Here is a 23,940-nt window from a genome sequence, read left to right on the forward strand (position 1 = left end):
TAGCGTCACTCCTCACCGTTCGCGATTCCCTCGGCGACGCACGTTGCGATCGCGACCACGGTGACCATCGGGTTCACCCCGCTCGAAGCCGGAAACGCGCTGGCGTCCGCGACATAGAGACCGGATACACCGAACACCTGGCCGCGTTCGTCGCACACGGCCGTCGACGCGTCGCTCCCCATGCGGCACGTCCCCATCTGATGGGCGCTGAACAGCGACGACCAGTTCCGATCCACCGGCTCGCTCTCGATGCGGCGATAAAATGCGTCCACGTCCGCGGCCGCCGCGGATTTCGCGAGCGACAAGCCGCGAGTGTGCAACGTGTGCACCTCGTCGGCTCCGGCAGCCAAATGCATTCGCGCCGCGGCGGCGATTCCCTGCGCGACCAGCGTTCGCTCCGCCTTGCCGAGGCTGTAGTCGACGCGGACGCTGCCGTCGCCCCGCGTGCGTACCCGACCGCTGGACGCGTCGCGTGTCAGCGCGATCGTCGACGCGACGTGCGAGGCGCGTTGCATTATTCGCCGATGCGCCCTGGCCGAAGCCCACGGCGCCGCGAGCGCGAGAAGGCCGGGATGCGTCGGCGCCGCCTCGAGCCGAAAACCGAAGTTGCCGTTCACGCGCGCGAACTGCGCGGACATGATCGATTGTGGCGGGCCGCGCCACGCTTCGACGGGGTCCGCGTATACGCCCGCGACGGCGGTCGTCGGATGCAAGAACAGGTTGCGGCCCAATTGCGGCAGCGAGACCCCGGAACGTTCGAGCAGCGCCGGCGTGCCGAGTCCGCCCGCGCACACGACGACCACTTTTGCCCTGATCTCCGTGGTGACGAGCGAGCCGGCCGCGACCACGGTCTTCGCGACGACGCCCTCGACTCGGTTGCGCTCTATTATGAGCCGGTCCGCCCGGCAGTCGGTGACGATCGTGGATTTGCCCCTGCGCGGCAGTGCCTGCAGATACGTCGCGACGGTCGACTGCTTTCCGCCCGCTCGACACCCGAACACGCAGTAGCCGCACTGGTCGAGGTCGCAGCCGCGGGCGTTTCGCTCCGTGACCGACCACTCGTAGCCGAGGGCGTGACAGCCCCGCTGAATCACCGCGTTGTTCGGATTGACTTCACTTTCGTCGCGCGACGCGCCGAGTCGTAACGACGCGACGTCGAGCGCGCGCGTGAACTGATCGCTCGTGAATAGCCCGCACCCCGACCGTTCCGTCCATTCATCGCGAATGTAGTCCGGCGTGCGAAGGCAGGTCTGCCAGTTCACCGTCGTGCCCCCGCCGAGGCACGAGCCGGCGAGAATCGCCACTCCGAGGTCGTGCGACGACGTGAGACCGCTGTCGAGATACAAGCGCCGCGTTCCGTCGAGCTCACCCTGGGAGAAGTTCGGCGCCTGGTCGCCCGGCCCGCTTTCTATCAGCACGACCTTGTACCCGCGCGTCGAGAGCTCTCCCGCGACGGTCCCGCCGCCCGCCCCCGATCCGACGACACACACGTCGCAGTCGACAATCGCGTCGGTGTCGTAGCGCATGCTCCGCACGGCGCTCGCTCCGACCATTCCGCGCGGCGACGGTGTGTACCCGATGCGCGGCCACACGGCGTTGTGCCCGGTCTTGTCGGTCGCGCTGTAGTACAAGAAACTCGAAAGACGCTTGAGCGCCTGGAATCCGCTGCGGAGCGGCGAGAGGCGGCTCGCGGACATCGAGCGAAGCAGGCGCTCTCGGTCAGCCGGTTTCATCGCCGAGAAGCCGCGTGGCTTTCCAATCGTTAGGCCGACGAGCGGTCCTTCCAACAGGCGCAACAGCCGCAGCAGCTGCCGGCGATCCGCCGGCGCGAGAAGCTCGAGCGCCTCCTCGGCCGCGCGAGGGACACCCTGGCTGGTCGCGCTTGCCGCGAATAGGGTGGGGTCGTCCGCTCCCTCAGGAGAGAGAGAGGGATGCAATGCATCGCAGACCGCGGTCAGCGCAGTCCGTTCGCGTTCGGAGAGTGGGCGGGGTGAGCCCGTCATCGCCCACAAAGTTTCCGAGACATGGCCTCGAATGGAAGGCGGCGCGCCTATCTCGGTCGCGCGATCGCTATCGAGTCGTCATTCGTAGAGGTCGTCCAGCGATACGGCCGCGAGCTCGACGAGGAAGTCGCCGATCCGCTCTACGGCGGCCGTCACGTACGCCTCACCCTTTTCGGCCGTCGACTTGGACGGGTCGCCTACGCCAGTGTCCGACGTGACCTGCGTCCATCGGCGGGGAGCCCACGCCCATCCCTCGCGAATGCCGCGGAGACGCGACGCTTTGGCGCGACCGGCCCCCGCCTCGCCGAGCGGTCGGACGAGGGCCGGCGCGAGGTGGAGCATCGCGCTCGTCTCGGCCTCGCCGGCGTGGTCGCCGGGCTCCGAGATGAAGCGGCTCACGTCCACGCACGACCACCAGTTGATCACCGACATGTACACGCGAGTTCTCGGCTGCAGCTCGCGTACGATTTGCCGAAAGTCGTTGCCGCCGTGCCCGTTCAGAATCAGCAGCTTGTGCACGCCCTGTCCGTCGAGCGATGCCACGAGATCGGTGAGCAGCGCGAGTTGCGTGCTCGGATTCACATTGAGGCAAAGTGGGATGTCGAGCTGGGTGGTGTTCACCCCGAACGGAACGGTCGGCAGCACGACGACGCGGGCCCCCTTCGCCCATGCTCTTTCGGCGGCGCGAATGGCGACCTGCTCCGCTTGAACGTTGTCCGTCGCGTAGGGCAGGTGATAGTTGTGCGCCTCCGTCGCGCCCCAGGGGAGCACGGCGGCGGAATACTCGATTGCGCGAACCTGTTTCCACGTGCTCTCGGCGAGCACGTATGGACGTTCTGTCACGCCCGAAGTTTAACGGGCCAGAGTCGCTTGGCGATCAGCGCGTCCAGGCTCCACGGTCCCGCCCCGGCGAAAATGAGCAGCAGGAAGATGAAGCACAGCAGGACGGGCGTTTCACCCATGTTGTTGATCGGGAAAAACCCGCGCGGGAAGTGCGCCTTGAAATAGGCGACCGCCATCTCGCCGCAGGTGATGAACGCGACGGGACGGGTCAACAGACCGAGAATCAGCAGGACTCCCGCGAACGTTTCGATGACCCCGGCGACGCCGATCAGCGAATCGAACACGAACGGCATCGGTCCGCGCGGCGACGGCGGAAAGTTGAACAGCTTCTGCAATCCGTGTTGCCAATAGACGAGCGCGGCGACGATCCGGAGGACGCTGAGCGCCTCGGGCGCTCCGCGAGCCAACGCGGGCGCGGCAGCGGGAAGTCGCTCTTCAGGCGGTTCGACGACCGGCGGATAGCGATGTGCGCGAAAAGCCATGCTCGCGTTCGTCGCAAGTCGCCGGCCATGCGCGCCGGAAACTCAGAAACCTTCGTCGTTCAATTCGCCAACTCGTTCAGCGTCGCACCCACTTGTTGTTGGAGCGGTCGATGTCGGGGAAAGCCGACTCCGGATCGATCTCGATGGCCGTGACGGTCTCTGGCGCGTCGAGCGTCAGCGAGTAGCGCTTCGCGCCGGTCAGCCAAACGTCTACGGGAATCTCACGGCGCTCCACGCGGCCGTCGCGGCGGGTGACCGCCAAACGGACGGGCATCGGCGCGAGTCCGCGGTCTTCGACGGTCACGTCCAGCTTGCCGTTCACCGTTTGCACGGCGCCGATCGCCTGATCGAGCGTCCACGTCTCGTACCACCAGGTGCGCCAAAACCACGACAGATCGCGCCCCGCGAGCGAATTGAATGTGTTGAAGAAGTCATATGGCGTGGGGTGCTTGTATTGCCATCGCAGGCCGTACGTGCGATACGCCGAGAGAAAGACCGAGTCGCCGAGCAGCGCCCTCAGTGCGCGCATGTTCGTCGCCATCTTGTCGTACGACGCGACGCTGTACGCCCGCCCGTCGTACGGATATTGATCGCCGGGGCGCATGAGCGGCACTTCGCCGTCGGTCCGCGCGAGCTGCAGGTAACTGTCGCGCGCGGGCCCCTCGCGGTCGTACCCCTTGAAGAACGCCTGCATTCCCTGCGCTTGGTTGAATCGCGTGAGCCCTTCGTCCTGCCACGCGTACCGCCGCTCGTCCGATCCGACCTGCATCGGGAACCACATGTGTGCCGTCTCGTGCACCTGCACCGAGTAGAGAAGCAGCGTGTCGCGCGGGCCGCCGATGCACGTGAGCATCGGATACTCCATGCCCGCGCACGAAACCGGGCCTTCGAGTGCGGTCATCTGTGGCCACGGGTAGGGCCACAGATAGCGCGACAAGAATTCGATGACGTCGCGCTCGTAGTCGCCGGACAGGTCCCACGACCACTTTCGCGCGGCAGGCCGGTAAAAGGTGTTGATCCGCGTCGTGTCCGGTTTGCCGTCGCCGTCCCGATCGCCGACGACGGCGACGGTCGCGTCCCAGAGATAATTCGGCGACGCGCCCCAGTCGAAGTCGCGCACGTTGCGAGCGCGAAAACGCCAGGTGAGCGCTTTGTCGAACCCGGTCAGCGTCGCTTTCGTCGCGCCGACGCCTCGGTCCTGCTCGCGCACGACGTGCACGACGTCCTTCGATCGCCGCGCTTCGGTGAGCCGATCGCGCGTCTGCTTCGAGAGAACCTGATCCGCGTTCGTCAGCTCGCCGGTCGCCGCGACCAACCAACCCTGCGGCACGCTGAGGTTCACGTCGTAGTCCGCGTACCCCATGTAGAACTCGGCCGCGCCGAGGTACGGGTCGTTCTGCCAACCACCGACGTCGTCGTAGACGGCGAGACGCGGATACCAGTACGCCACCATGAAGACGTCGCCGGTCGTGCCTTCGCGCGGCGCGCCGTCGGGAGGGAGTTGAAACGCCCACGCGATGTCGAGGTCGACCGAATCCTGCGGCGCAAGCGTGCGAGGAAGCCGAAGCTCCATGTTCGTTGCGCGCACCGAATAGCCCGTGCCGGTGTCGCGGCTCGCCAACGCTTGCCCAAACGCGGCGACGCGCAGAATCTCCGTGCCTCCGGTGACCGGCGTCGCGACAACGCGCGGCGAGGAAGGCGCGAAGAGATTCTGATCGAGCTCGATCCACAGCGTGCGCAACGTGTCCGGCGACCGGTTGTAGTACCGCACCGACTCACGGCCGTTGATCCGGCTCGTCGCGGGGACGAGCTCGGCGTCGATCGTATAGTGCGCGTACTGCTGCCAATATGTCGGCCCGGGCTCGCCCGTCCGCGTGCGTGTGCCGCGCTCCACCGCCTTCGCGAACGCGTGCGTCTCGAACACGGGGTAGGGCGTGGGACGCTGCGCGGGAGTCGCGACCGGCGCGGGAGCGGGCGGCGCGCGCCGAGGCCAACGCAGCTGCGAACAGCCGCCGATCGCGAGCGCCGCGAGCAACGCGAGGACTCTTCTCATCGTCAGCGGCCGGTTCCTTTTTCCTTGGCGATTCGCTCGTCGAGCTGACGACGAGCGTCCTTCGCGAGGCGCCGGCACGCGTCGGGGTCGACGAATGCATTCGCATTTCCGGAGTCGCGCGACGCGAGGCGCTCGAAAACGTTCGAGGCGCCGGGATGCGGAGTCAACAAGATGTCACACGAGAGACTCTCGAGCACCGAGAACGAGTGCTCGAAATCGGCGACGGCGCTCGGGTATGTCGTATTCCTCGTGAACAGAAAATCGTCCGCCGAAACGGGCGATTGACTGTCCGCGTAGACGAGGTCCGCGCACCGCCCGCCTTCGCAGGATCTCCATGTCCACGTGGTTCCACCGGGAGTGTGGCCGCCGGTGAAGTGCGCGGTGAGCGCGACGTCCCCGCCTCGGAGGACCTCGCCGTCGGAGATCGGGCGCACGGTGGGAACGGATGGATAGGGCAAGACGATGCTGAGCTGCGGATCGCCGGGAATCCCTTTGCCGGCTTCGATCGTGCTCGCGCTCCAGCGGCTCGCCGCGACGGTCGCGCCCGTCGCCTCTCGCAGCGCCTCGATACCGCCCGCGTGGTCGTAATGGGCGTGCGAGTTGAGGATGAGTTTCACATCCTCCGGTCGAAAGCCGAGGGCGCGAATGTTGGACAGAATGAGTGGCGCGGATTCCGGCAGCGCGCCGTCGATCAGAACGTGTCCGTGTGGCGACGTGATCAGAATCGACGAAAGTCCGTGCGTGCCGACGTAGTACGCGTTGCCGAAGATTCGAAAGGGCTTCTGCCGCACGTTCCACACTGCGCAACTCGAACACTCGCGAGCGCGCCGGGCGGAATCAGTTGGACTCTGGGCAGCCAGCGAAGAGCGACCCAACAGCGCGAACGCGAGCAGGGCGACCGATGTACGCATCGCATGAACTTGGCGAGCGCGGAGCGATTCGCGTAGCCCGCCGCGGGGATCGCCCCCGAGCGGAGACTCGGCGGCCCGTTCAGCCTCGAGCCGCCTCCCCGCGAACTACTCGTCTCTTAGCGCCACGTTCGGATCCACACGCGCCGCGCGCGAAGCCGGGATCGCACTCGCCAGCGTTCCGACGATGAGCAGCGTTCCGACCACCGCGAGGTAAACAACGGGATCGCGCGGCGACTCCTGAAAAAGAAGCGATCCGATCTTCCCAGCGCCGAAAACGGCGAGGACCACACCGACGACCACGCCGGCGGCGGTGACCTTCAGGCCTTCACCCACGACCAGCCGCATCACGTCGCCCGACTCGGCGCCGAGCGCGATCCGCACACCGATCTCCCGGTTTCGCTGCGCGACGGAGAACGCCATCACGGCATAAAGACCCACGCCCGCGAGAGCCAGCGCGAGCGCGCCGAATCCGAGGAACATCGTGGCGCCGGACCGCCACGCCCGTGTCTCCGGGTCGATGATCCCTTGCAACGGACGCGCGCGCAACGCAGCGGGTGGCGGCATCAGCGGCTGCAACCGAGTGCGGAGCGGCCCACTTACGTCTTCAGGCCGGCGGTGGACGCGCACGAACATCGCGAGCATCGGCGGATCGAACGAGGCGGTGTACTGCGCCATCGGCAGGTAGTACATCAGATCGGCCTCCGAGCTGCGAAGCGCGCGTGACTTGATGTTCTCGGCAATGCCGACGACTGTGGTACAGGGAACGGTGTCGTTCGAGATCCGGAAGCACTTTCCGATCGCGTCTTGTCCGGGCCAGAGAACCTTGGCCATGGCTTCGCTGACCACCGCGATTCGCGGCGCGTCGGCGCGGTCTTCGACGGAGAAGCCCCTGCCGCGCAGGATTCGCGTGCCCATCGTCGCGAAGTAGCCGGGCGATCCGGCCTGCAACGCGAAGCGTCCGAGCCTGCGGACGGAGTCGATCCCCGCGACGTACAGACTGCGCCCTTCCGACGAATAAAACGGCACCGAGACGACCAGCGTCGCGTCGTCGACGCCCGGCGTACTGCTCGCTGTTTGCACGAGATCATTCGCCAACGCGCGCTGACGCTCGCGCGGCAACTTCACCCCGCGCATGCTTCCCTCGACGTACACGATTCGATCGACGTCGTAGCCGAGGTGGAGCTCACGCACGGCCTGAAGGCTTCGCACGAACAGGCCGGCGCCGACGAGGAGTACGACCGAGAGCGCCGTCTGCGTGACGAGAAGGATCGACCGAGAGCGCGATTGCCGATAGCCGTCCTCGCGCGTCCCCGCCTTGAGCGACCCGGCAAGGTCGCCGCGCCCCGCGTCGAGCGCGGGTAGAATGCCGGCGAGGATCGCGGTCGCCGCCGTCAGTGCGACGGCGAAGAGGAGAGTGCGCGTGTCGCTCACCACGGGCCAGTCATCGGCCGTCGCGACGAGCATTCTCTGAAACGTTTTCGCGGCGAGTTGAGCGCCGACCAAGCCGGCGATCGTGCCGAAGCCGGCCAGCACCGCCATTTCGGTGAGCAGTTGCTGGACCAGTCGACCTCGCGTTCCACCGATCGCGCGCCGCACGGCGAGCTCGCGTCGTCGCCGCAGGGCGCGCGCCAGAAGCAGATTCGCCACGTTTGCGCAAGCGATCAGCAATACGACCAATGCGACTACGCCGATCAAGCCGAGCACCCTGGCCTCCGGTCCAGCCATCGGCCCGCGCGCCAGCTGCAGCGGCCCCGCCTTGACCTCGGGGCGCGCGACGTCGACCGGCGCCACGTCGCCGCTCGTCGATCGCTCGACCTCCCAGCTCAGACGATAGGAGTTCGTGAGATCGGCGGTCGCGTCGGCACTGCTGACGCCGGGCTTGCGGCGGACAATGACATCGAGCCAGCTCCAGCCGTAGTTCTGGTAAAAATCGGGCGCGACGGACGCCGCGTGCGTCGTCAGTGGCATGAACGCGATCGGCAAGCGACCGTCGCTCACGCCCTCGAAGCCCGGCGGTGCGACACCGATGATCGTATAGAGGCGCGTCCCGAGACGGATCGACTTCCCGAGAACGTCGCGGCCTCCGCCGTACTCCGTCTGCCAGAACCCGTAGCCGATCACCGTCACCGCGGCGCCGGCCGGCAGCGAGTCCTCCTGTGCCGTGTAGAACCGGCCGAGGACAGGGCGGGCATCGAAGAAGTCGAAGTAGCTCGCGCTGGCGATCGCCACGACCCGTGGCTGCGTCGCTTCGCCGTCGCCCACCGCCATCTGCCGATATCCGAACGCCGCCGCCTGCGCGATGGACGCGCTCGTCCGCGCCAAATCCTGATAGCGTTTGTACTCGAGGCTTCGGTCGAAAAACCGCTCTCCCTGCGCGTTCGAGAACCTGTAGTAGACGCGATTCACCGAGCTCGGATCGATCAGATACTTCGGCGCCCGGAACAGGACACGATCCACCACACCGAACATCGCGGCGTTGACGCCGACGCCGAGTCCGAGCGTCGCGACGACGACCGCGGTGAATGCCGGCCGATTGCGCATGCCGCGCAGCGCATACTTGGCGTCCTGCGATACGTGCTCGAGCCACGTCACACCGCGAGCGTCGCGCGAGTCTTCTTTGAAGCGATCGACGCCGCCGAACGCGATCGCCGCCGCGCGAAGCGCCGCGTCGCGCGGCATTCCACCGCGCTGGAGCTTCTCAGCCTCGCGCTCGATGTGGTCTCTCAGCTCGGCGTCCAACTCGCGCTCGACATCCGCGCGGTGAAAGAGCGCGCGGAGGCGAAAACGCAGGTCACTCCAGAATTCGACAATCATGATCCGTCTCCCTCCAACCCGACGCCTTGGCGTCAATCCATTCGAAGCACGAGCGCGACGGCCGCGGTGAGGCGCGCCCAATCTTCGGCTTCGGTCGCGAGCTGCTTGCGCCCGACCTTGGTCAGCTCGTAGTACTTCGCCTTGCGGTTGTTGTCCGACGCGCCCCACTCGGCGCGGATCCACCCCCGGCGCTCGAGCCGGTGGAGCGCGGGGTAGAGCGACCCCTGCGGGATCTGCAGCGTCGCCCGCGATACATCGTGGATGCGCTCGGAGATCGCCCAGCCATGCATCGGCTCGAGCGAGAGCGCTTTGAGAATCAGGAGATCGAGTGTCCCCTGCGGTAGGTCGAGTTTGTCGTCGCCCATGGAAGCTCCCCTTGCACTTCTACAAGACGGTACAAGCCGTCTTGTAGAAGCGCAAGGGGGCGGTGGACAGGTTGACGGGTGGACCGGTGGACCGGAACTGTTTGAGGCGTGAGAGTCGGGCGCTCAGACGTCCGATGTCTGATTACTCGCGGTCCACCCGTCCACCCGCTACGGCCGCAGCGTACTCCCCAGAACCACCGTCTCCTCAAACGTCGGCCTCCGCCGCGCCGGCGCCGCTTGCTCGAATGCGTACGCCAGCTTGAGCAGCGTGGCCTCGCTCCATGCGCGGCCGACGAACGAGATCCCGACCGGAAGTCCCCGCACTTGGCCCATCGGCACAGTGACGTGCGGGTAGCCGGCGACCGCGGCGGGTGCGGTGAACGATCCGCCGCCGCCGGCGTCTCCGTTCACCAGATCGATGAGCCACGCCGGGCCCTGCGTCGGCGCGACGATCGCGTCGAGTTTGTGCTTGCCAATTGTCGCGTCGATTCCCTGCGCGCCCATCAAGCGACGGTTGTTCGCCAGATCGTCCAGGTACTTCTTCTCGGTGAGTGGCCCCTTCTTCTCCGCTTGCTCCATGATTTCCTGGCCGAAGTAGCGCAGCTCGCGCGACGCGTTCTTCGTATTGAACGCCATCACGTCGGCCAGCGATTTGATCCCGACACTCGGCTCGACGCCCGCGAGGTACGCGTTCAAATCGGCCTTGAACTCGTAGAGCAGCAGCTCGAACTCGGAGTCCTCCGTCTTTCCCGCGGTCTCGATGTCGGCCGGGTCGACGATCGTCGCGCCATGCTGCCGCATGAGATCGAGTGCCGCCGCGAACACCTTGTCAGTCTCGGGCGAATAGCCGGTGTATCGCTTGCGCGCGACGCCGATCCGCGCTCCGCGCAAGCCGTCTTTGTCGAGCGATGTTCGGTAGTCCGTCTGTGAACGTCCCCCCCCGATGCTCGCCCGCGTCGCCGAGTCGTGCGGATCGACGCCGGTGAGTGCGCCGAGCAGAATGGCCGCATCGCGGACGGTGCGCGCCATCGGCCCGGCCGTATCCTGGCTGTGCGCGATCGGGATGATTCCGGCGCGGCTGATGAGCCCGACCGTCGGCTTGATGCCGACGAGCGCCGACGCCGCGGACGGCGACGTGACCGACCCATCCGTTTCCGTACCGATGGCGACCGCGCAGCAGTTCGCCGCCGTCGCCGCGCCCGATCCGGAGCTCGAGCCGGATGGCGTTCGATCGAGCACGTACGGATTGCGCGTCTGCCCGCCGCGTCCGCTCCACCCGCTCGACGAGTGCGTCGAACGGAAGTTCGCCCACTCGCTCAAGTTCGTCTTGCCGATGATCACCGCGCCGGCCGCTTTCAAGCGCTCGGCGACCCACGAATCCTTCGCGGCGATGTGACCAGCCAACGCGAGAGAGCCGGCGGTCGTATGCATGTGGTCGGCGGTGTCGATGTTGTCCTTGATCAACACCGGAATGCCGTGCAGCGGCCCGCGAGTCTTGCCGGCTTTACGCTCTTCGTCGCGCAGTCGCGCGATCGCCAGCGCGTCGGGATTGAGCTCGATGACCGAGTTGATGGAGGGGCCGCGCTGATCGATGGCGGCGATGCGCTCGAGATACTGTCGTGAGAGCGATTGCGCCGTGTCCTGCCCGGACTGCATGCGTCCCTGCAGCTCTTCGATCGTCAGCTCGTCGAGAGCGAACGCCGGGACCTGCTGCTTCGCGCCGGATGTCGGCGCGGTGGAGGCACCGCCCGCGGCCGATCCGCCGAGCGTCGACCCGCCCATCACGGCGGCGGCGAGCGTCGCGCCGACGAACCCGCGACGGGTGATTGTGGTCTTGTCGTCGCGGTCGTCGGTCACGGAGCGTTCACCTGCGCATCAGCGCGGATTGGTTTTGTTGTCGGTGCTCGAATCGACGACGAAACTACCGACGTCCCGCTGAAACGCCACACCCGGTTTGAGCGTGACGAACAGCGCGTTCACGCTCCCCACGGCCGCCATCGAGTGGTCGAAGCAGTCGTGGTACATCATCTCCTGGACGTGTTCGGGCGCGATGTCCGAGAGAACGGAAATCGGGATGTAGCTGACGCGCGTGTCCGGCGGCGCGCCGACGAACGCGCGCGTCTTGGCCATGCCGATCGGCTCCAGCGGCAACACGATGCGCTTGCCGTTGATCCACACTTCCTGCACACCGGTCGCGCATCCGCCGCGACTGCGCAGAATGTCCGGCCGCAGCCGCTTCACGACGTCCCACGCGTCGGTGAATGGCGCATCGCTGTTCGCGATGTCGTCGGCGTCGAGGTGATAGCTCTTCCATCGCAGGTCGGTCGCGGCGCGCACCTCCATCGTCGGCAGCCGCGCCGACACGACACCGACGACGATCTTGACGTTCACGGTGTCGTGCGGGTAGAGCGGGAAGAAATGATCGCCCCGCTGGTACCCGATCTTGCGCATCACGACCTGAAGATCGGTGGAGTCGCGCAGCCCCTCCACGCTCAACACGGCGCCGCCCGCCGAGTCGGTGGCGCCGTGCGCGATGACGTCGTGCAGGCCGCGCACGACGGCGAGCTCCGCGTTTCGAATCGGGGCGCCGCTCGAGTCGCGCGCCGTCACTCGAATGAAAGCGCGCGTTCCTTGGGCCGACGCGATGGTGTAAAACGGCGCGGCGCCGGCCAATGCGGCCACCATGAGCGCACGACGCGGCGAAAACGAGACGCGAGTAGGCACGAAACCTCCGACCTGTTCCGACCGGCGGCGAGCCGGCGGTTGCACTAGGCGCACGTACCCCGGCCGATGCCGGAAGGGTTCGTGGCGCCCGTCAGCCGGGCAAGAGCAGTACCTTGCCCGTCGTTTGTCGCCCCTCGAGCGCGCGATGCGCGTCGGCGGCGCGCGCCAGTGGGAATTCGGCCCCGATACGCACGTGCAGATGCCCGCTGCCCAGCCAATCGAACAGGTCCTTGGCGCGCTGCTCCAGCTCGGCGCGTGTCGCGACGTAGTGCGCGGCCGTCGGACGCGTGAGAAAGAGCGATCCCTTTCGATTGAGAATCTGCGGATCGAACGGCGGCACGCGTCCGCTCGACTGACCGAACAACGCCATCGTGCCGCGCGGCACGAGACAATCGAGCGATTTGTCGAACGTCGTTTTGCCGACCGAATCGTAGACGACGTGCACGCCGGCGCCGTCCGTGATCCGTCGAGTCTCCACGGCGAAATCCCGCGTCGTGTAATCGATCATCTCATCGGCGCCGGCGTCGTGCGCCAGCGCGCGCTTCTCCGGCGTCGACGCGGTTCCGATCACGAACGCGCCATGCCGTTTCGCCATTTGACACAAGAGCAGACCGACGCCACCGGCCGCCGCGTGGACGAGCACACGATGCCCCGGCGCAATCGGAAAGAGAGACGTCGACAAATAGTGCGCCGTGATGCCTTGGAGCCACATCGCGGCGGCCGTCTTCGACGAGACGTTGTCGGGAATGATCACCGCGCTCGCCGCCGGTAGGGCCGCGCGCTCGGAGTACGACCCTCGAACGTTCTGCGACACGACACGGTCGCCGATCTTGAAGCCGCTCACTCCCGAACCGACCGCGCGCACGGTGCCGGCCGCTTCGCCGCCGAGTGTCGAGGGGAGCGGCATCGGGTACCAGCCTTCCCGATAGTAGATCTCGATGAAGTTCACGCCGACGGCCTCGACGTCGATCAGCAGCTCACCGGGGCCGAGTGTCGGGTCGGGAACCTCCTCGAGGCGCAAAACGTCCGGCGCGCCCGTCTCGTGAAAACGGATCGCTCGCATCAGCCGCGCAGCATCGCCTTGGCGATCGTCTGCAGCTGCATGTTGCTCGTGCCCTCGTAGATCGCGCCGATCTTCGCGTCGCGGTAGAACTTCTCGGCCGGGTAGTCTTTGGTGTAGCCGTATCCGCCGAACAGCTCGAGCGAGACCGACGTCACCCGCTCGGCGACTTGCGAAGAGAAGAGCTTCGCCATCGCGCCTTCCATCGCGATGTCGTGGCCGGCATCCTTGAGCCGCGCCGCGTTGTACACCATGAGACGCGCCGCCTCGAGCTCCGTGCGCGCTTGCGCGAGCTGGAACTGGATACCCTGAAAATCGGAGAGCTTCTTGCCGAACTGCGTGCGCTCCTTCACGTACTCGGTCGCCGCATGCAACGCGCCGGCGGCGACGCCGATCATCTGCGCGCCGATTCCGATCCGGCCTTCGTTGAGCGTCTCGATCGCGATCTTGTATCCCTGGCCGACGGGGCCGAGCACGTTCTGCTCCGGGACCTCGACCTCGTCGAGAATGAGCTCGGTCGTGCTCGACGCGCGGATCCCGAGCTTGTCCTCTTTCTTGCCGACGCTGAACCCGCCGAACCCGCGCTCGACGACGAACGCCGTGATCCCCTTGTAGCCGGCCGGCGGATTCGCGTTCGCGAAGACGACGTAGATCTCGGCTTCGGCGCCGTTCGTGATCCACATCTTCCGTCCGTTCAGCACCCAGCAGGATCCGCGCTTTTCGGCGCGCGTCTGCATGCCGAAGGCATCCGATCCGCTCGACGGCTCCGAGAGCGCGTATGCGCCAACCTTCTCGGATGTGAGCCGCGGCAGATAGGTCGACCTAAGATGGTCGCTGCCGTAAGAACGAATCGGGTAGTTCACGAGCGTGTTCTGCACGTCCATCAGAATCGCCGCCGCCGGATCGATCTTGCTGATCTCTTCGACGCCGATCGCCACCATCACACACGAGCCGGCGGCGCCGCCGTAGTCTTCGGCGACCTCGATCCCCATGAGGCCCATCTCGAAGAACTTGTCGATCAGGGCGCGGTCGATCTTGCCGTCGCGCTCCATCTGCTGCACGCGCGGGCGCACTTCGTCTTTGGCGAAACCGGCGACGGCGTCACGAAACGCCGCTTCGTCGTCGGAGAGGATCGTCAACGGAGCGTGAGATAGCGACATAGGCGGGATGGAATTTCCTACGTCGAGTGCTCGAGCGAAACACTCGCCCCGGCACGCGCCGCGCAGGCCGCTCCGCACGACCCGACCTGGCCGTTCGGTTCCCAGCAGCGGCAGGCGTCCGCGGCGTCGACGGCGTTGGCGACCTCGATGCCGGCGCGGAGGGCGATCAACTCCGCCAACTTCTCGTGGACGCCGAAAGCGTCGGTCACGCGGTAGGCCGTGTCGGGAAACGCCCGAGCGGCCTCAGCCACGAGCCTCGGAACGTCGCGGGTCACGTGCTTGCCCGGTGAAAGCATATATGGAAACGCGATCACCTCGGTCGCGCCGGCGCTGACACAGTCCGCGAACCCGGCGCCGATGGACGGCTCCGCGAGCTCCATATGCGCGTGGCGGACCACAACCTGATTTCCCACCACGTGTTGTAAGAGGTTGGCCATGCACGAGACCATATGATTGGCCTCGGCTTTTACCGATCCATGATCGATGAGCAATATCGCGCGCACCGCGACAATATACTGCCGAGCGACGCCCGGTTCCGTGTTGGGAGTGCTCTCGGCTAACGTATCATGACTGTGCCGCGCATCACCGACGTGGGGGGCGGTCAATCACACGCTTGGGTGGCGCGCTGCTGCCACGATCTTTGTTGGACTGGCGCAACACATATCGAAAATCGGGCCGCGAGAATTGGAATTGCATCGTCTTGGGCTGCGTGTGCAAACCTATGATTTACAGTAGGTTATAGTGGTGGCCAGAGATTAGGCAGCGGCAGAATCTGTCTATTGCAGGAAGCAGGGTCCTTGCGAAGAATTAGCTCCACACCAGGGCCGTCGAACGACGGTGCCGCGTCAGACATTCCGCCGGTCGTAAAAATGGCAACCAGTGGATCGCCACTCGTCAGCGTCGTCATTCCGGTCTACAACGGCCAGGATACCATCGCGGACGCCATTCGCAGTGTGCTCGCCCAGACCTACGCGAACTTCAACCTTACGATCGCGAACAACTGCAGCACCGACGGCACGGCGGCGATCGCCGAGGAGTTCGCGCGGAACGATCCCCGGGTGCGGGTCTACCACGCCACCGAATTCGTCTCCGTCGTCGACAGCCACAATCGGGCGTTCACGCTGATCTCCGATGACGCGGCGTACTGCAAGATCCTGATGGCCGACGATTGGCTTTTCCCGAACTGTCTGACGGAGCTGGTCGCGGTCGCCGAGGCGTATCCGACGATCGGCATGGTGTCGTCGTACATGCTGAGGGAAAACCGAGTCGTGTTCGACGGGCTGCCCTACGGCGCACCATTCTGGACGGGACGCGAGGCGGCGCGCCGCTACCTCCTCGAGGGAATCGACTCCTTCGGCGGTCCATCGGCGTCGCTGATTCGAGCCGACGTCGTTCGAGCGAAGCGTCCGTTCTGCAACCCGCGCATCTACCACGGCGACACCGACGCTTATCTCGACGTCATGCAGCGGCACGACTTCGGGTTCGTGTACCAGGTGCTGTCCTTCCAACGGCGCGACCAGCAGGCGGCGACCACGCCGTACCTGGAGCGCGTCACGGCCCGTCCCGCCGAAGTCGTCGACCTCGTGACGCGTTTCGGACCGGTCTACCTGTCGCCCGTCGAGTACAAGAGGCGCCGGCGCCGCGTCGAGCACCTCTACTACAAGATGCTGGCGCGCAGCCTGTTCGAATCCCGCGGCGACGAGTTCTGGGATTTCCACGAGCGTCTCGCCACGGATCTCGGCCGCGGCATCGACCACGCGCGACTCAGGAAATACGTATCGCTCCACGTCGTCGACAAAGCGCTGAATCCGCTCAATACCTTCCTTCCGCTCGCGAAGCGAATGTTCTCGCGCGCGCAGGATGCTGGATCGCACGCCACCGCGCCGGCCCCCGTCAAAGCGCTGACCCGGTAACCCCCCCCCGCCCACCCGGCATGCACTTCACCGAACTTCCCATTCGTGGGGCATGGACGATCGATCCATCTCCCCACGCCGACCATCGAGGAAGATTCTTTCGGGCGTGGTGCACGAACGAGTTCACCGCGCTCGGCATCGACTTCGTCCCGCTCCAGGCCAACATTGGAACGAGCCGTGCCGCCGGCACCCTACGCGGTCTGCACTATCAAGCGGCACCCCATGACGAAGCGAAATTGGTGCGTTGCACGCGAGGCGCGGTGTTCGACGTGCTGGTCGACCTGCGCCAGGGGTCGCCGACGTTCGGGCGCTGGGCCGGCGCTGAGCTTTCGGCGGAGAACGCGCGCATGCTGTTCGTTCCGCGCGGATGCGCGACGGGATACCAGACACTCGTGGACGATTCCGACATCTACTACATGACGTCAGCGGTATACGAACCGAGCGCCGTACGGGGCCTGAAATTCGACGATCCGTCGGTCGGCATCGAATGGCCTTTGCCGCCCACCGCGATCTCGGAGCAGGATTCGCGCTGGCCATCGCTGCAGGATCACCTTTCCCCCCTCGAGGCGGCACGCTGATGCTCGACACTGCGCTGCGGCGTCGTGAGGCCGACGGTCGTCCCATCCGGGTCGGCATGATCGGCGCGGGAGCCACCGGACGCGCGATCGCTCTCCAACTCGGCACGCCGGTGCCGGGCATCCGCCTCGCGGGAATCGCCAACCGAACGCCGGCCAACGCCGAGCGCGCGTTTCGCGAGGCCGGCATCGCCAACTGGAAAAACACGGATCAACCGGGCGTCGCTGCGGAAAGCATCCGTCGCGGCGTTCCGGTGCTGACCGACGACGCGGAGTTGTTGGTGCGCTCGCCCGAGATCGACCTGATCGTCGAGGCGACGGGTTCGATCGACTTCGCCGCCGGCCTCGTGCTCGACGCGATCGATCACAAGAAGCACACGGTGATCGTGAACGCCGAGCTGGACTCGCTCGTCGGGCCGATTCTGAAGACGAAGGCTGACGCCGCGGGGGTCGTGATCACGAACACCGACGGCGACGAGCCGGGCGTCGCGATGACGCTGGTGCGCTATCTGCGCGGCATCGGCATGAAGGTCGTGGCAGCCGGCAACATCAAGGGAATGGTCGACCACTACCGGACGCCCGAGACCCAGCGCGAGTTCGCCGCGCGCTACGACCAGAACGTCTGGAAGGTGACGTCGTTCGCCGACGCGACCAAGCTGTCGATGGAAACGACCGTTCTCGCGAACGCGACTGGCTTCCACGTCGGACGTCGCGGCATGTACGGCCCGCCGTGCAAGGACGTCCGCGAATTGGCGACGCTGCTTCCCGCCGAAGCGATGCTCGACGGTGGAATCGTCGACTATTCGCTCGGTGCCGAACCGCGCACCGGCGGGTTTGCCATCGTGCACGAGACGAATCCTCTCAAGTCAGCCCAGCTCACGTACTATCGAATGGGCGACGGCCCGTTCCACGTGTTCTTCACCCCCTTCCACCTCCCGCACCTGCAAATCGCGTCGACCATCGGGCGCGCCGCGCTTTTCAACGACGCGACGGTGACGCCGCTCGACGGACCACGCTGCGAAGTCCTCGCCGTCGCGAAGCGGGACCTGCGCGCGGGTGAGAAGTTGGACGCGATCGGCGGGTTCTGCACGTACGGCCTGATCGACAATTCGTCGGCGGCGCGCGGCATCAACGCGCTCCCGATCGGCCTCGCCGAGGGGTGCACTCTGGCTCGAGACGTTGCCAAGGACAGCGCGCTCACGATGGCGGACGTGCGCATGCCGGCCGAGCGCTTGAGCGACAAACTCTGGGGCGAACAGCAGCAACGTTGGCCGGCGGGGTCGCAAGCATCCGCGCGGCCGGCGCTCGAGCGAGACCTGGTAACGCGATGAAGGTCGTGCTCTTCTGCGGAGGGCTGGGGATGCGCCTCCGCGATTACGACGAGAATCTCCCCAAGCCGATGGTCACGATCGGATATCGTCCGATCATGTGGCATCTCATGAAGTACTACGCCCACCACGGCCACACGGACTTCGTGCTCTGCCTCGGCTACAAGGGCGACGTGATCAAGCAGTACTTCCTGAACTACAACGAAGCGCTGTCGAACGACTTCGTGTTGACCGACGGCGCCCGCAAGGTCGAGCTGCTGCACACTGACATCCAGGACTGGAGAATCACCTTTGCCGACACCGGCCCCACGACAGCGATCGGCGAGCGGCTGCGTCAGGTGCGCCGCCACGTGGAGAGCGAGGAGATCTTTCTCGCGAACTACACCGACTGCCTCACGGATCTGGATCTGTCGAGCTACATCGAACGGTTCCGCGAAAAGAAAGTCGTCGCGGCCATGGTCACGGTCGCGCCGAACGTCAGCTACCACTACGTCGCGACGTCCAACGGTCTCGTCACCGCGCTCACCGACGTCCGTGCCGCTCGCGTCCGCGTGAACGGCGGCTTCTTCATCTTCCGCCGCGAGATCTTCGACTATCTTCGCGAGGGCGAGGATCTCGTCGACGGTCCCTTCTCCCGGTTGATCGCCGACCGCCAGTTGATGTCCTTCGAGTACGACGGCTTCTGGAAGGCGATGGACACGTTCAAGGACAAGCAACAACTCGACGAGTTGTACGCCCGCGGCGGCCCGCCGTGGGAAAACGGTCGAAAATAAGACAGACGACATGCTGTCGTTCACGCTCGGCCTTTCTCCGCGTGGTCCCCTCGCGGTGCTCTGCCTCGGCGCGCACGCCGACGACATCGAGATCGGATGCGGCGGAACGCTGCTTCGTCTCGTGGCCGAGCGGCGCCGGGTGCACGTGCACTGGGTGGTGTTCAGCGGCGACCCACGCCGCGCGAGCGAGGCGCGGACCAGCGCCGCGCGGCTGATGCGCGGCGCCGCGAAGCTGGAGATCGAGGTTGCCGACTTCCGCGACGGCTTCTTTCCGTTCGAGGGCGCGGCGATCAAAGAGCGGTTCGAGCTGCTCAAGAGCCGCATCGATCCCGACCTGATCTTCACGCACCGCGGCGATGACGCCCATCAGGACCATCGCGCGGTGTCCGAGCTGACATGGAACACGTTCCGCGACTATTGCATCCTCGAGTACGAAATCCCGAAATACGACGGAGATCTTGGGCGCCCCAACGTGTTCGTTCCTCTCGACGCGGCGATTCGCCGGCGGAAGGTGCGGCATCTGATGGCGGCCTTCCCGACGCAGCGCCGCAAGCGGTGGTTCACCGCGGAGACGTTCGACGGTCTCATGCGGCTGCGCGGCGTCGAATGCGCGGCGCCCGAGGGGTACGCCGAGGCGTTTCACGCCCGCAAGCTGCTCGTCGCACCCGGCGGGTCCCGCTGATGGGGTGGGGGGAAGGAGGGCGTCGCTTGCGGGTGCTGATGACGGGACACGACGGCTACATCGGCGCGGTCCTCGCTCCGTTTCTTACGGCCGAGGGACACGAGGTCGTCGGGCTCGACACGCGCTATTACCGTGACTGCGCCTTCGGCGACGACACACCGCGCGTTCCGGTGATCGAGCGCGATCTGCGCGACGTGCGCCCCGGCGACATTGCCGGTTTCGACGCCGTCGTGCACCTCGCCGCGCTGTCCAACGACCCGGTGGGCGATCTCAATCCGGATTGCACATACGGTATCAACCACCGCGCGTCGCTGCATTTGGCGCGGCTCGCGAAGGACGCCGGCGTCCGGCGTTTCCTGTTCTCGTCGTCGTGCAGCGTCTACGGCGCGTCGAGCCCGGACGACGTGCTCGACGAGCAGGCGACGTTCGCACCGATCACGCCGTATGCCGAGTCGAAGGTGTCGGTGGAGGCAGGCCTCCTCGAGGTGGCCGACGACGATTTCAGTCCGACGTTTCTTCGCAACGCGACGGTGTATGGTGTGTCGCCGCGCTTGAGGGGCGACGTCGTGGTGAACAATCTCGTTGGCTGGGCAGTGGCCACGGGCAAGGTCGTGCTGAAGAGCGACGGCTCGCCCTGGCGTCCTCTCGTCCACGTCGAGGACGTCTGCCGCGCATTCGCGGCAATTCTCGTCGCGCCGCGCGAGGCCATCCATGCGCAGGCGTTCAACGTCGGGCGGCAGGGCGAGAACTATCGCATTCGCACCGTCGCCGAGATGGTGCAGCGCGCCGTTCCGCGCAGCGAGGTGAGCTTCGCCGAAGGCGCCGGCCCCGATCCGCGCTGTTACCGCGTCGATTTCTCGAAGATCACGCGCCTGGTACCGGCGTTCCAGCCGACGTGGAACGTCGAGCGCGGCATCAATCAGCTGCGCGACGCATTCGTGGCCGTCGGACTCACGCGCGACGATTTGGAAGGGGCTCGCTACTCGCGCGTCAAATCGATTCTTCGTCTACTCGAGCAGGGCCGCGTCGATTCGGACCTGCGTTGGAGAAAAGCGTCGTGACTCGTTTCGCCGTGTTGGGCACGGGCATGGCCGGCTTCGGTGCGGGGCATGCGCTCGAGGCCGCGGGGATGCCGTTCGTCATGTACGACCGGAATCCGTACTATGGCGGCCACACGCACTCGCTCCGCTACGACAGCGGGTTCGTGTTCGACGAGGGCGGGCACGTGTCGTTCACCAAGCACGCCCACGTGCGGGACATCCTCGCCGAGAACGTAAAGGGCGAGTTCGAAGAGCGGCGTCTTGGCGCGGACAACTATTGGAAGGGGCTGCGCATTCCGCATCCGGTCCAGTGCAACCTCGCGAAGCTGCCGCCGGATCTCAGTGTCGACATTCTGACGGAATACGCCTCGCAATTCGGAAGCACGCTCGCTCCGGACGCGAGTTACGCGGAGTGGCTCGTCGGCGCGTACGGAAAGACTTTCGCCAGCACCTTTCCGATGGTCTACGGCCACAAGTACCACACGACGACGATGGACCGCCTGACGACCGACTGGATCGGGCCGCGGATGTATCGTCCGAGTCTGGACGAGGTGTTCCGCGGCGCGATCGCCGGCGCGAAGCAGGTGAACGGCGCGCACTACGTCGACATGTTCCGCTATCCGAAGGTCGGCGGCTTCAAGACGTACCTCGAGGCATTCGCCGGTCGCTACGAGATGCGACTGGACCACAAGCTCGTCGAGATCGATCCCATGGCGAAGACACTTCGCTTCGCCGACGGCAAGGTGGAATCGTACGACCGGGTTGTTTCGTCGATCCCGCTGCCCGAGCTCATTCCGCTCATCGCGCGCGCGCCGGACGACGTGCGAAGTGCCGCGAAGCAGTTGGCTTTCACGACGGCGGTGCTGATCAACCTCGGCATCGACCGCGAGGATCTCTCCAACGCCGGCATCACGTACTTCTACGACGAAGACATCATCTTTTCGCGGGTCAATCTCCCGCACATGTTCTCGCCGCGAAACGCGCCGCCGGGGTGCGGAACGATCCAGGCGGAGGTGTACTTCTCCGACAAGTACCGTCCGCTGCCGCCGGACCCGTCGACGCTGATCGAGCGCGTGATCGCCGATCTGCGCCGGGCGGAGTTCATCCGCGAGACGGACAAGATCCTGCTGAAGGACGTCGCGATGAACCGCTACGCGAACGTCATCTACGACGTCGATCGTCCGGCCGCGGTGGCGACGATTCACGGTTTCCTGAACGACGTCGGCATCCATTATTGCGGCCGTTACGGCGACTGGAACCACGCCTGGACGGATCAGGCGTTCATCAGCGGCGAGGAAGCGGCGAAGAAGGCGTTGGATCGCGTTTAGTGCTGCATCCGCTGTTCGGAGTCCGGTGACACGCAGTTCCGATCAGCTGGTCAGGCGTTCGGAGTCCGATGGGCTTTCCGTTCGGCTGACCGCCCGTTCGGACTTCGATGACCCGCTCGACCAATCAGCTGTCCGGCGTTAGGACTGGGGACGCAACGCGGGAAAGCCCGATGCGCGCGGTTCGGAACGAGCGGGCGCCGGATCTCGATCGGCTGGGCGACACGTCCGCTGGAGTGGCGACTCCCGAATGCATCGCCCGATGTTCGGCCCCTACTCGAGCACGCGTAGCGCCAGCTCGACCTTGCCGAAGGGCGCCGACACCTGGATCCCCTGCACGAGCGGCCGCACGCGCTCGAACATCTCGCGCGCCACCGCGATCCCCTCCGCCACCGCGTGGTCCTTTGACTTCTCGTTCGCCTTCCGCATCCGCGCGATGACGGTCTCGGGCACCGACACCCCCGGCACCTCGTTGGCCAAGAACTCGGCGTTCCGCACCGAGACCAACGGCCAGATCCCCGCGATCACCGGGATGTGTTGCCCGCCGACGCGATCGAAGAACTTCTCCAGCTGCGCCGCGTCGAACACCGGCTGCGTGATGGCGAATTCAGCTCCGGCGTCGACCTTCCAGCTGAACCTACGAATCTCCTGATCGACGTCGATCGCCACCGGGTTCACGCCGACGCCGATCACGAAGCGCGTCGGCTGGCCGATCGCGTTGCCGCCGGGATCCAACCCGCGGTTCAAGTGGCTCACGAGATTCGTGAGGCCGATCGAATCGACGTCAAAGACCGCCGTCGCGTCCGGGTAGGGACCCATCTTCGGCGGATCGCCGGTCACGACGAGGAGATTGCGAAGGCCAACGGCCGAAGCACCCAATAGATCGCTCAGCATGCCCAGCAGGTTGCGGTCGCGGCAGGCGTAGTGCGTGACTGACTCGATGCCGACCTGCTGCTCGATGAGAACGCTCGTCAGGAGCGCGCCCATGCGGCTCTGCGCGCGCGGACCGTCCGGGACGTTCACCGCGTCGACGCCGGCCTCCTTCAGCTTTCTCACGTCCGCGATCATGCGAGACGCATCGACTCCGCGAGGCGGCACGATCTCGACCGACGACACGAACTCCTGCGTTGCCAGCTTCTTCGCCCAATGCGACCGCTCGGCGAACGGCACCGCCTCGACCGACGCCGGCGGCCGACGCTCGACGTGCGCACCGTTTCCGGTAGCCGGTGGCGGCTCGTGAATCACGGCCGTCCCGGCCAGGCGCGGCGCGAGCGGACGAATGCCTTCGACGATGGCGTGGATGTGCTCCGGTGTCGTCCCGCAGCAGCCGCCGACGATCTTGGCGCCTGCCTGCACGAGATGGCGCGCGTAGGTCGCCATGTACTCGGGGCTCGCCATGTACATGCTGCGGCCGCCGACATCGCGCGGCATGCCGGCGTTCGGCTGTGCGCTCAGCTTGCGGCGCGTCGCCGGCGCCATCTTCTCGACGCACTCGAGAATCGTCTGCGGGCCCACCGAGCAATTCAGACCGATGATGTCCGCGCCCCAGGCGTCGAGCTTCCGCGCGACGACGTCCGTCTCGGCGCCGTATGGCGTGCGGCCGTCGGCACCGATCGTCATCTGCGCGATGATCGGCTTCTTGGCGTCGACGGCGCGCGCGGCGAGGATCGCCTGCTCGATCTCATCGAGGTCGGAGAAGGTCTCGAGGATGAAGAGATCGACGCCTCCGTCGGCGAGGCCTTCCATCTGCTCCTTGAAGATCGCGCGCGCTTCGTCCTTGCTCGTCGGACCGTACGGCTCGAGGCGAATGCCCAATGGTCCGACGGCTCCAGCGACGAGCGCGCGCCCGTCGGCCGCGTCGCGCGCGACTTTCGCGGCGGCGCGATTCA

20 protein-coding genes are annotated in these 23,940 nt (G+C 66.1%); 7 read left to right on the forward strand and 13 right to left on the reverse strand.

All coding sequences use genetic code 11. The annotated features are described in order from the left end of the window. Nucleotides 1-5 precede the first annotated feature (5 nt). The 12 genes from VGQ44_12630 to VGQ44_12685 all read right to left on the reverse strand — a co-directional run bounded on the left by VGQ44_12630 (nucleotide 6) and on the right by VGQ44_12685 (nucleotide 14,918). Nucleotides 6-2,003, reverse strand: coding sequence for a GMC family oxidoreductase (locus VGQ44_12630; GenBank protein ID HEV8447666.1), 1,998 nt, complete (start codon nucleotides 2,001-2,003; stop codon nucleotides 6-8). Between the two features lie 78 nt (nucleotides 2,004-2,081). Next, the gene (locus tag VGQ44_12635; protein HEV8447667.1) at nucleotides 2,082-2,846 is read right to left on the reverse strand and encodes a creatininase family protein; all 765 of its coding nucleotides are present in this window, start codon (nucleotides 2,844-2,846) and stop codon (nucleotides 2,082-2,084) included. Further along, the gene (locus tag VGQ44_12640; protein HEV8447668.1) at nucleotides 2,843-3,328 is read right to left on the reverse strand and encodes a DoxX family protein; all 486 of its coding nucleotides are present in this window, start codon (nucleotides 3,326-3,328) and stop codon (nucleotides 2,843-2,845) included. Before VGQ44_12640 ends, VGQ44_12635 begins: the two co-directional genes overlap by 4 nt. Nucleotides 3,329-3,404: 76 nt before the next feature. After that, a complete protein-coding gene (locus VGQ44_12645; GenBank protein ID HEV8447669.1) occupies nucleotides 3,405-5,381 on the reverse strand; it encodes a M1 family metallopeptidase in 1,977 nt (658 codons plus the stop codon). A 2-nt stretch (nucleotides 5,382-5,383) separates the two neighbouring features. After that, entirely contained in the window at nucleotides 5,384-6,172 is a 789-nt protein-coding gene (gene bla, locus VGQ44_12650; GenBank protein ID HEV8447670.1) for a subclass B3 metallo-beta-lactamase, read from the reverse strand. A gap of 225 nt (nucleotides 6,173-6,397) precedes the next feature. Continuing rightward, nucleotides 6,398-9,106 carry an ADOP family duplicated permease gene (locus VGQ44_12655; GenBank protein HEV8447671.1) on the reverse strand — a complete coding sequence of 903 codons (2,709 nt, stop codon included), beginning with the start codon at nucleotides 9,104-9,106 and terminating at the stop codon, nucleotides 6,398-6,400. A 32-nt stretch (nucleotides 9,107-9,138) separates the two neighbouring features. Beyond that, entirely contained in the window at nucleotides 9,139-9,471 is a 333-nt protein-coding gene (locus VGQ44_12660) for a PadR family transcriptional regulator (protein ID HEV8447672.1), read from the reverse strand. A gap of 168 nt (nucleotides 9,472-9,639) precedes the next feature. After that, nucleotides 9,640-11,328, reverse strand: a complete 1,689-nt coding sequence (locus VGQ44_12665) for an amidase (protein ID HEV8447673.1) — start codon at nucleotides 11,326-11,328, stop codon at nucleotides 9,640-9,642. A gap of 18 nt (nucleotides 11,329-11,346) precedes the next feature. After that, entirely contained in the window at nucleotides 11,347-12,195 is an 849-nt protein-coding gene (locus tag VGQ44_12670; protein HEV8447674.1) for a hypothetical protein, read from the reverse strand. Nucleotides 12,196-12,286: 91 nt separating this feature from the next. Beyond that, a complete protein-coding gene (locus tag VGQ44_12675; protein HEV8447675.1) occupies nucleotides 12,287-13,258 on the reverse strand; it encodes a quinone oxidoreductase in 972 nt (323 codons plus the stop codon). Then, nucleotides 13,258-14,394 carry an acyl-CoA dehydrogenase family protein gene (locus VGQ44_12680; GenBank protein ID HEV8447676.1) on the reverse strand — a complete coding sequence of 379 codons (1,137 nt, stop codon included), beginning with the start codon at nucleotides 14,392-14,394 and terminating at the stop codon, nucleotides 13,258-13,260. The genes VGQ44_12675 and VGQ44_12680 overlap by 1 nt, the downstream gene beginning before the upstream one ends. A gap of 38 nt (nucleotides 14,395-14,432) precedes the next feature. Beyond that, the gene (locus tag VGQ44_12685) at nucleotides 14,433-14,918 is read right to left on the reverse strand and encodes a CbiX/SirB N-terminal domain-containing protein (GenBank protein ID HEV8447677.1); all 486 of its coding nucleotides are present in this window, start codon (nucleotides 14,916-14,918) and stop codon (nucleotides 14,433-14,435) included. Nucleotides 14,919-15,284: 366 nt separating this feature from the next. On the opposite strand from VGQ44_12685, the gene VGQ44_12690 reads away from it, so the two are divergent. The 7 genes from VGQ44_12690 to VGQ44_12720 are packed head-to-tail and all read left to right on the forward strand — an operon-like array spanning nucleotide 15,285 to nucleotide 22,054. Next, the gene (locus VGQ44_12690; protein HEV8447678.1) at nucleotides 15,285-16,328 is read left to right on the forward strand and encodes a glycosyltransferase family A protein; all 1,044 of its coding nucleotides are present in this window, start codon (nucleotides 15,285-15,287) and stop codon (nucleotides 16,326-16,328) included. Between the two features lie 20 nt (nucleotides 16,329-16,348). Continuing rightward, on the forward strand, nucleotides 16,349-16,906 hold the full coding sequence (rfbC, locus tag VGQ44_12695) for a dTDP-4-dehydrorhamnose 3,5-epimerase (protein HEV8447679.1): 558 nt from the start codon (nucleotides 16,349-16,351) through the stop codon (nucleotides 16,904-16,906). Beyond that, nucleotides 16,906-18,234, forward strand: a complete 1,329-nt coding sequence (locus VGQ44_12700; protein HEV8447680.1) for an SAF domain-containing protein — start codon at nucleotides 16,906-16,908, stop codon at nucleotides 18,232-18,234. Before rfbC ends, VGQ44_12700 begins: the two co-directional genes overlap by 1 nt. Further along, nucleotides 18,231-19,004, forward strand: coding sequence for a sugar phosphate nucleotidyltransferase (locus VGQ44_12705; GenBank protein HEV8447681.1), 774 nt, complete (start codon nucleotides 18,231-18,233; stop codon nucleotides 19,002-19,004). Before VGQ44_12700 ends, VGQ44_12705 begins: the two co-directional genes overlap by 4 nt. Nucleotides 19,005-19,014: 10 nt before the next feature. Further along, nucleotides 19,015-19,686: a PIG-L deacetylase family protein gene (locus tag VGQ44_12710; GenBank protein HEV8447682.1), complete on the forward strand. Its 672-nt coding sequence runs from the start codon at nucleotides 19,015-19,017 to the stop codon at nucleotides 19,684-19,686. 32 nt (nucleotides 19,687-19,718) lie between these two features. Continuing rightward, on the forward strand, nucleotides 19,719-20,747 hold the full coding sequence (locus tag VGQ44_12715; protein HEV8447683.1) for an SDR family oxidoreductase: 1,029 nt from the start codon (nucleotides 19,719-19,721) through the stop codon (nucleotides 20,745-20,747). Further along, nucleotides 20,744-22,054, forward strand: coding sequence for an FAD-dependent oxidoreductase (locus VGQ44_12720; protein HEV8447684.1), 1,311 nt, complete (start codon nucleotides 20,744-20,746; stop codon nucleotides 22,052-22,054). The genes VGQ44_12715 and VGQ44_12720 overlap by 4 nt, the downstream gene beginning before the upstream one ends. A 270-nt stretch (nucleotides 22,055-22,324) precedes the next feature. Here VGQ44_12720 and VGQ44_12725 read toward each other — a convergent pair. Beyond that, on the reverse strand, nucleotides 22,325-23,940 hold a 1,616-nt coding region (locus VGQ44_12725; protein HEV8447685.1), incomplete at its 5' end, for a bifunctional homocysteine S-methyltransferase/methylenetetrahydrofolate reductase.

It is taken from the genome of Gemmatimonadaceae bacterium (genome assembly GCA_036003045.1).
Lineage (GTDB): Bacteria > Gemmatimonadota > Gemmatimonadetes > Gemmatimonadales > Gemmatimonadaceae > JAQBQB01.

Excerpts from the sequence above, each read along its gene's own strand:
- VGQ44_12675 (HEV8447675.1), bottom strand. The coding sequence starts at position 13,258 with ATGCGAGCGATCCGTTTTCACGAGACGGGCGCGCCGGACGTTTTGCGC.
- VGQ44_12710 (HEV8447682.1), top strand. The coding sequence starts at position 19,015 with ATGCTGTCGTTCACGCTCGGCCTTTCTCCGCGTGGTCCCCTCGCGGTG.
- VGQ44_12690 (HEV8447678.1), top strand. The coding sequence starts at position 15,285 with ATGGCAACCAGTGGATCGCCACTCGTCAGCGTCGTCATTCCGGTCTAC.
- rfbC (HEV8447679.1), top strand. The coding sequence starts at position 16,349 with ATGCACTTCACCGAACTTCCCATTCGTGGGGCATGGACGATCGATCCA.
- VGQ44_12640 (HEV8447668.1), bottom strand. The coding sequence starts at position 3,328 with ATGGCTTTTCGCGCACATCGCTATCCGCCGGTCGTCGAACCGCCTGAA.
- VGQ44_12705 (HEV8447681.1), top strand. The coding sequence starts at position 18,231 with ATGAAGGTCGTGCTCTTCTGCGGAGGGCTGGGGATGCGCCTCCGCGAT.
- VGQ44_12645 (HEV8447669.1), bottom strand. The coding sequence starts at position 5,381 with ATGAGAAGAGTCCTCGCGTTGCTCGCGGCGCTCGCGATCGGCGGCTGT.
- VGQ44_12655 (HEV8447671.1), bottom strand. The coding sequence starts at position 9,106 with ATGATTGTCGAATTCTGGAGTGACCTGCGTTTTCGCCTCCGCGCGCTC.
- VGQ44_12630 (HEV8447666.1), bottom strand. The coding sequence starts at position 2,003 with ATGACGGGCTCACCCCGCCCACTCTCCGAACGCGAACGGACTGCGCTG.
- VGQ44_12660 (HEV8447672.1), bottom strand. The coding sequence starts at position 9,471 with ATGGGCGACGACAAACTCGACCTACCGCAGGGGACACTCGATCTCCTG.
- VGQ44_12700 (HEV8447680.1), top strand. The coding sequence starts at position 16,906 with ATGCTCGACACTGCGCTGCGGCGTCGTGAGGCCGACGGTCGTCCCATC.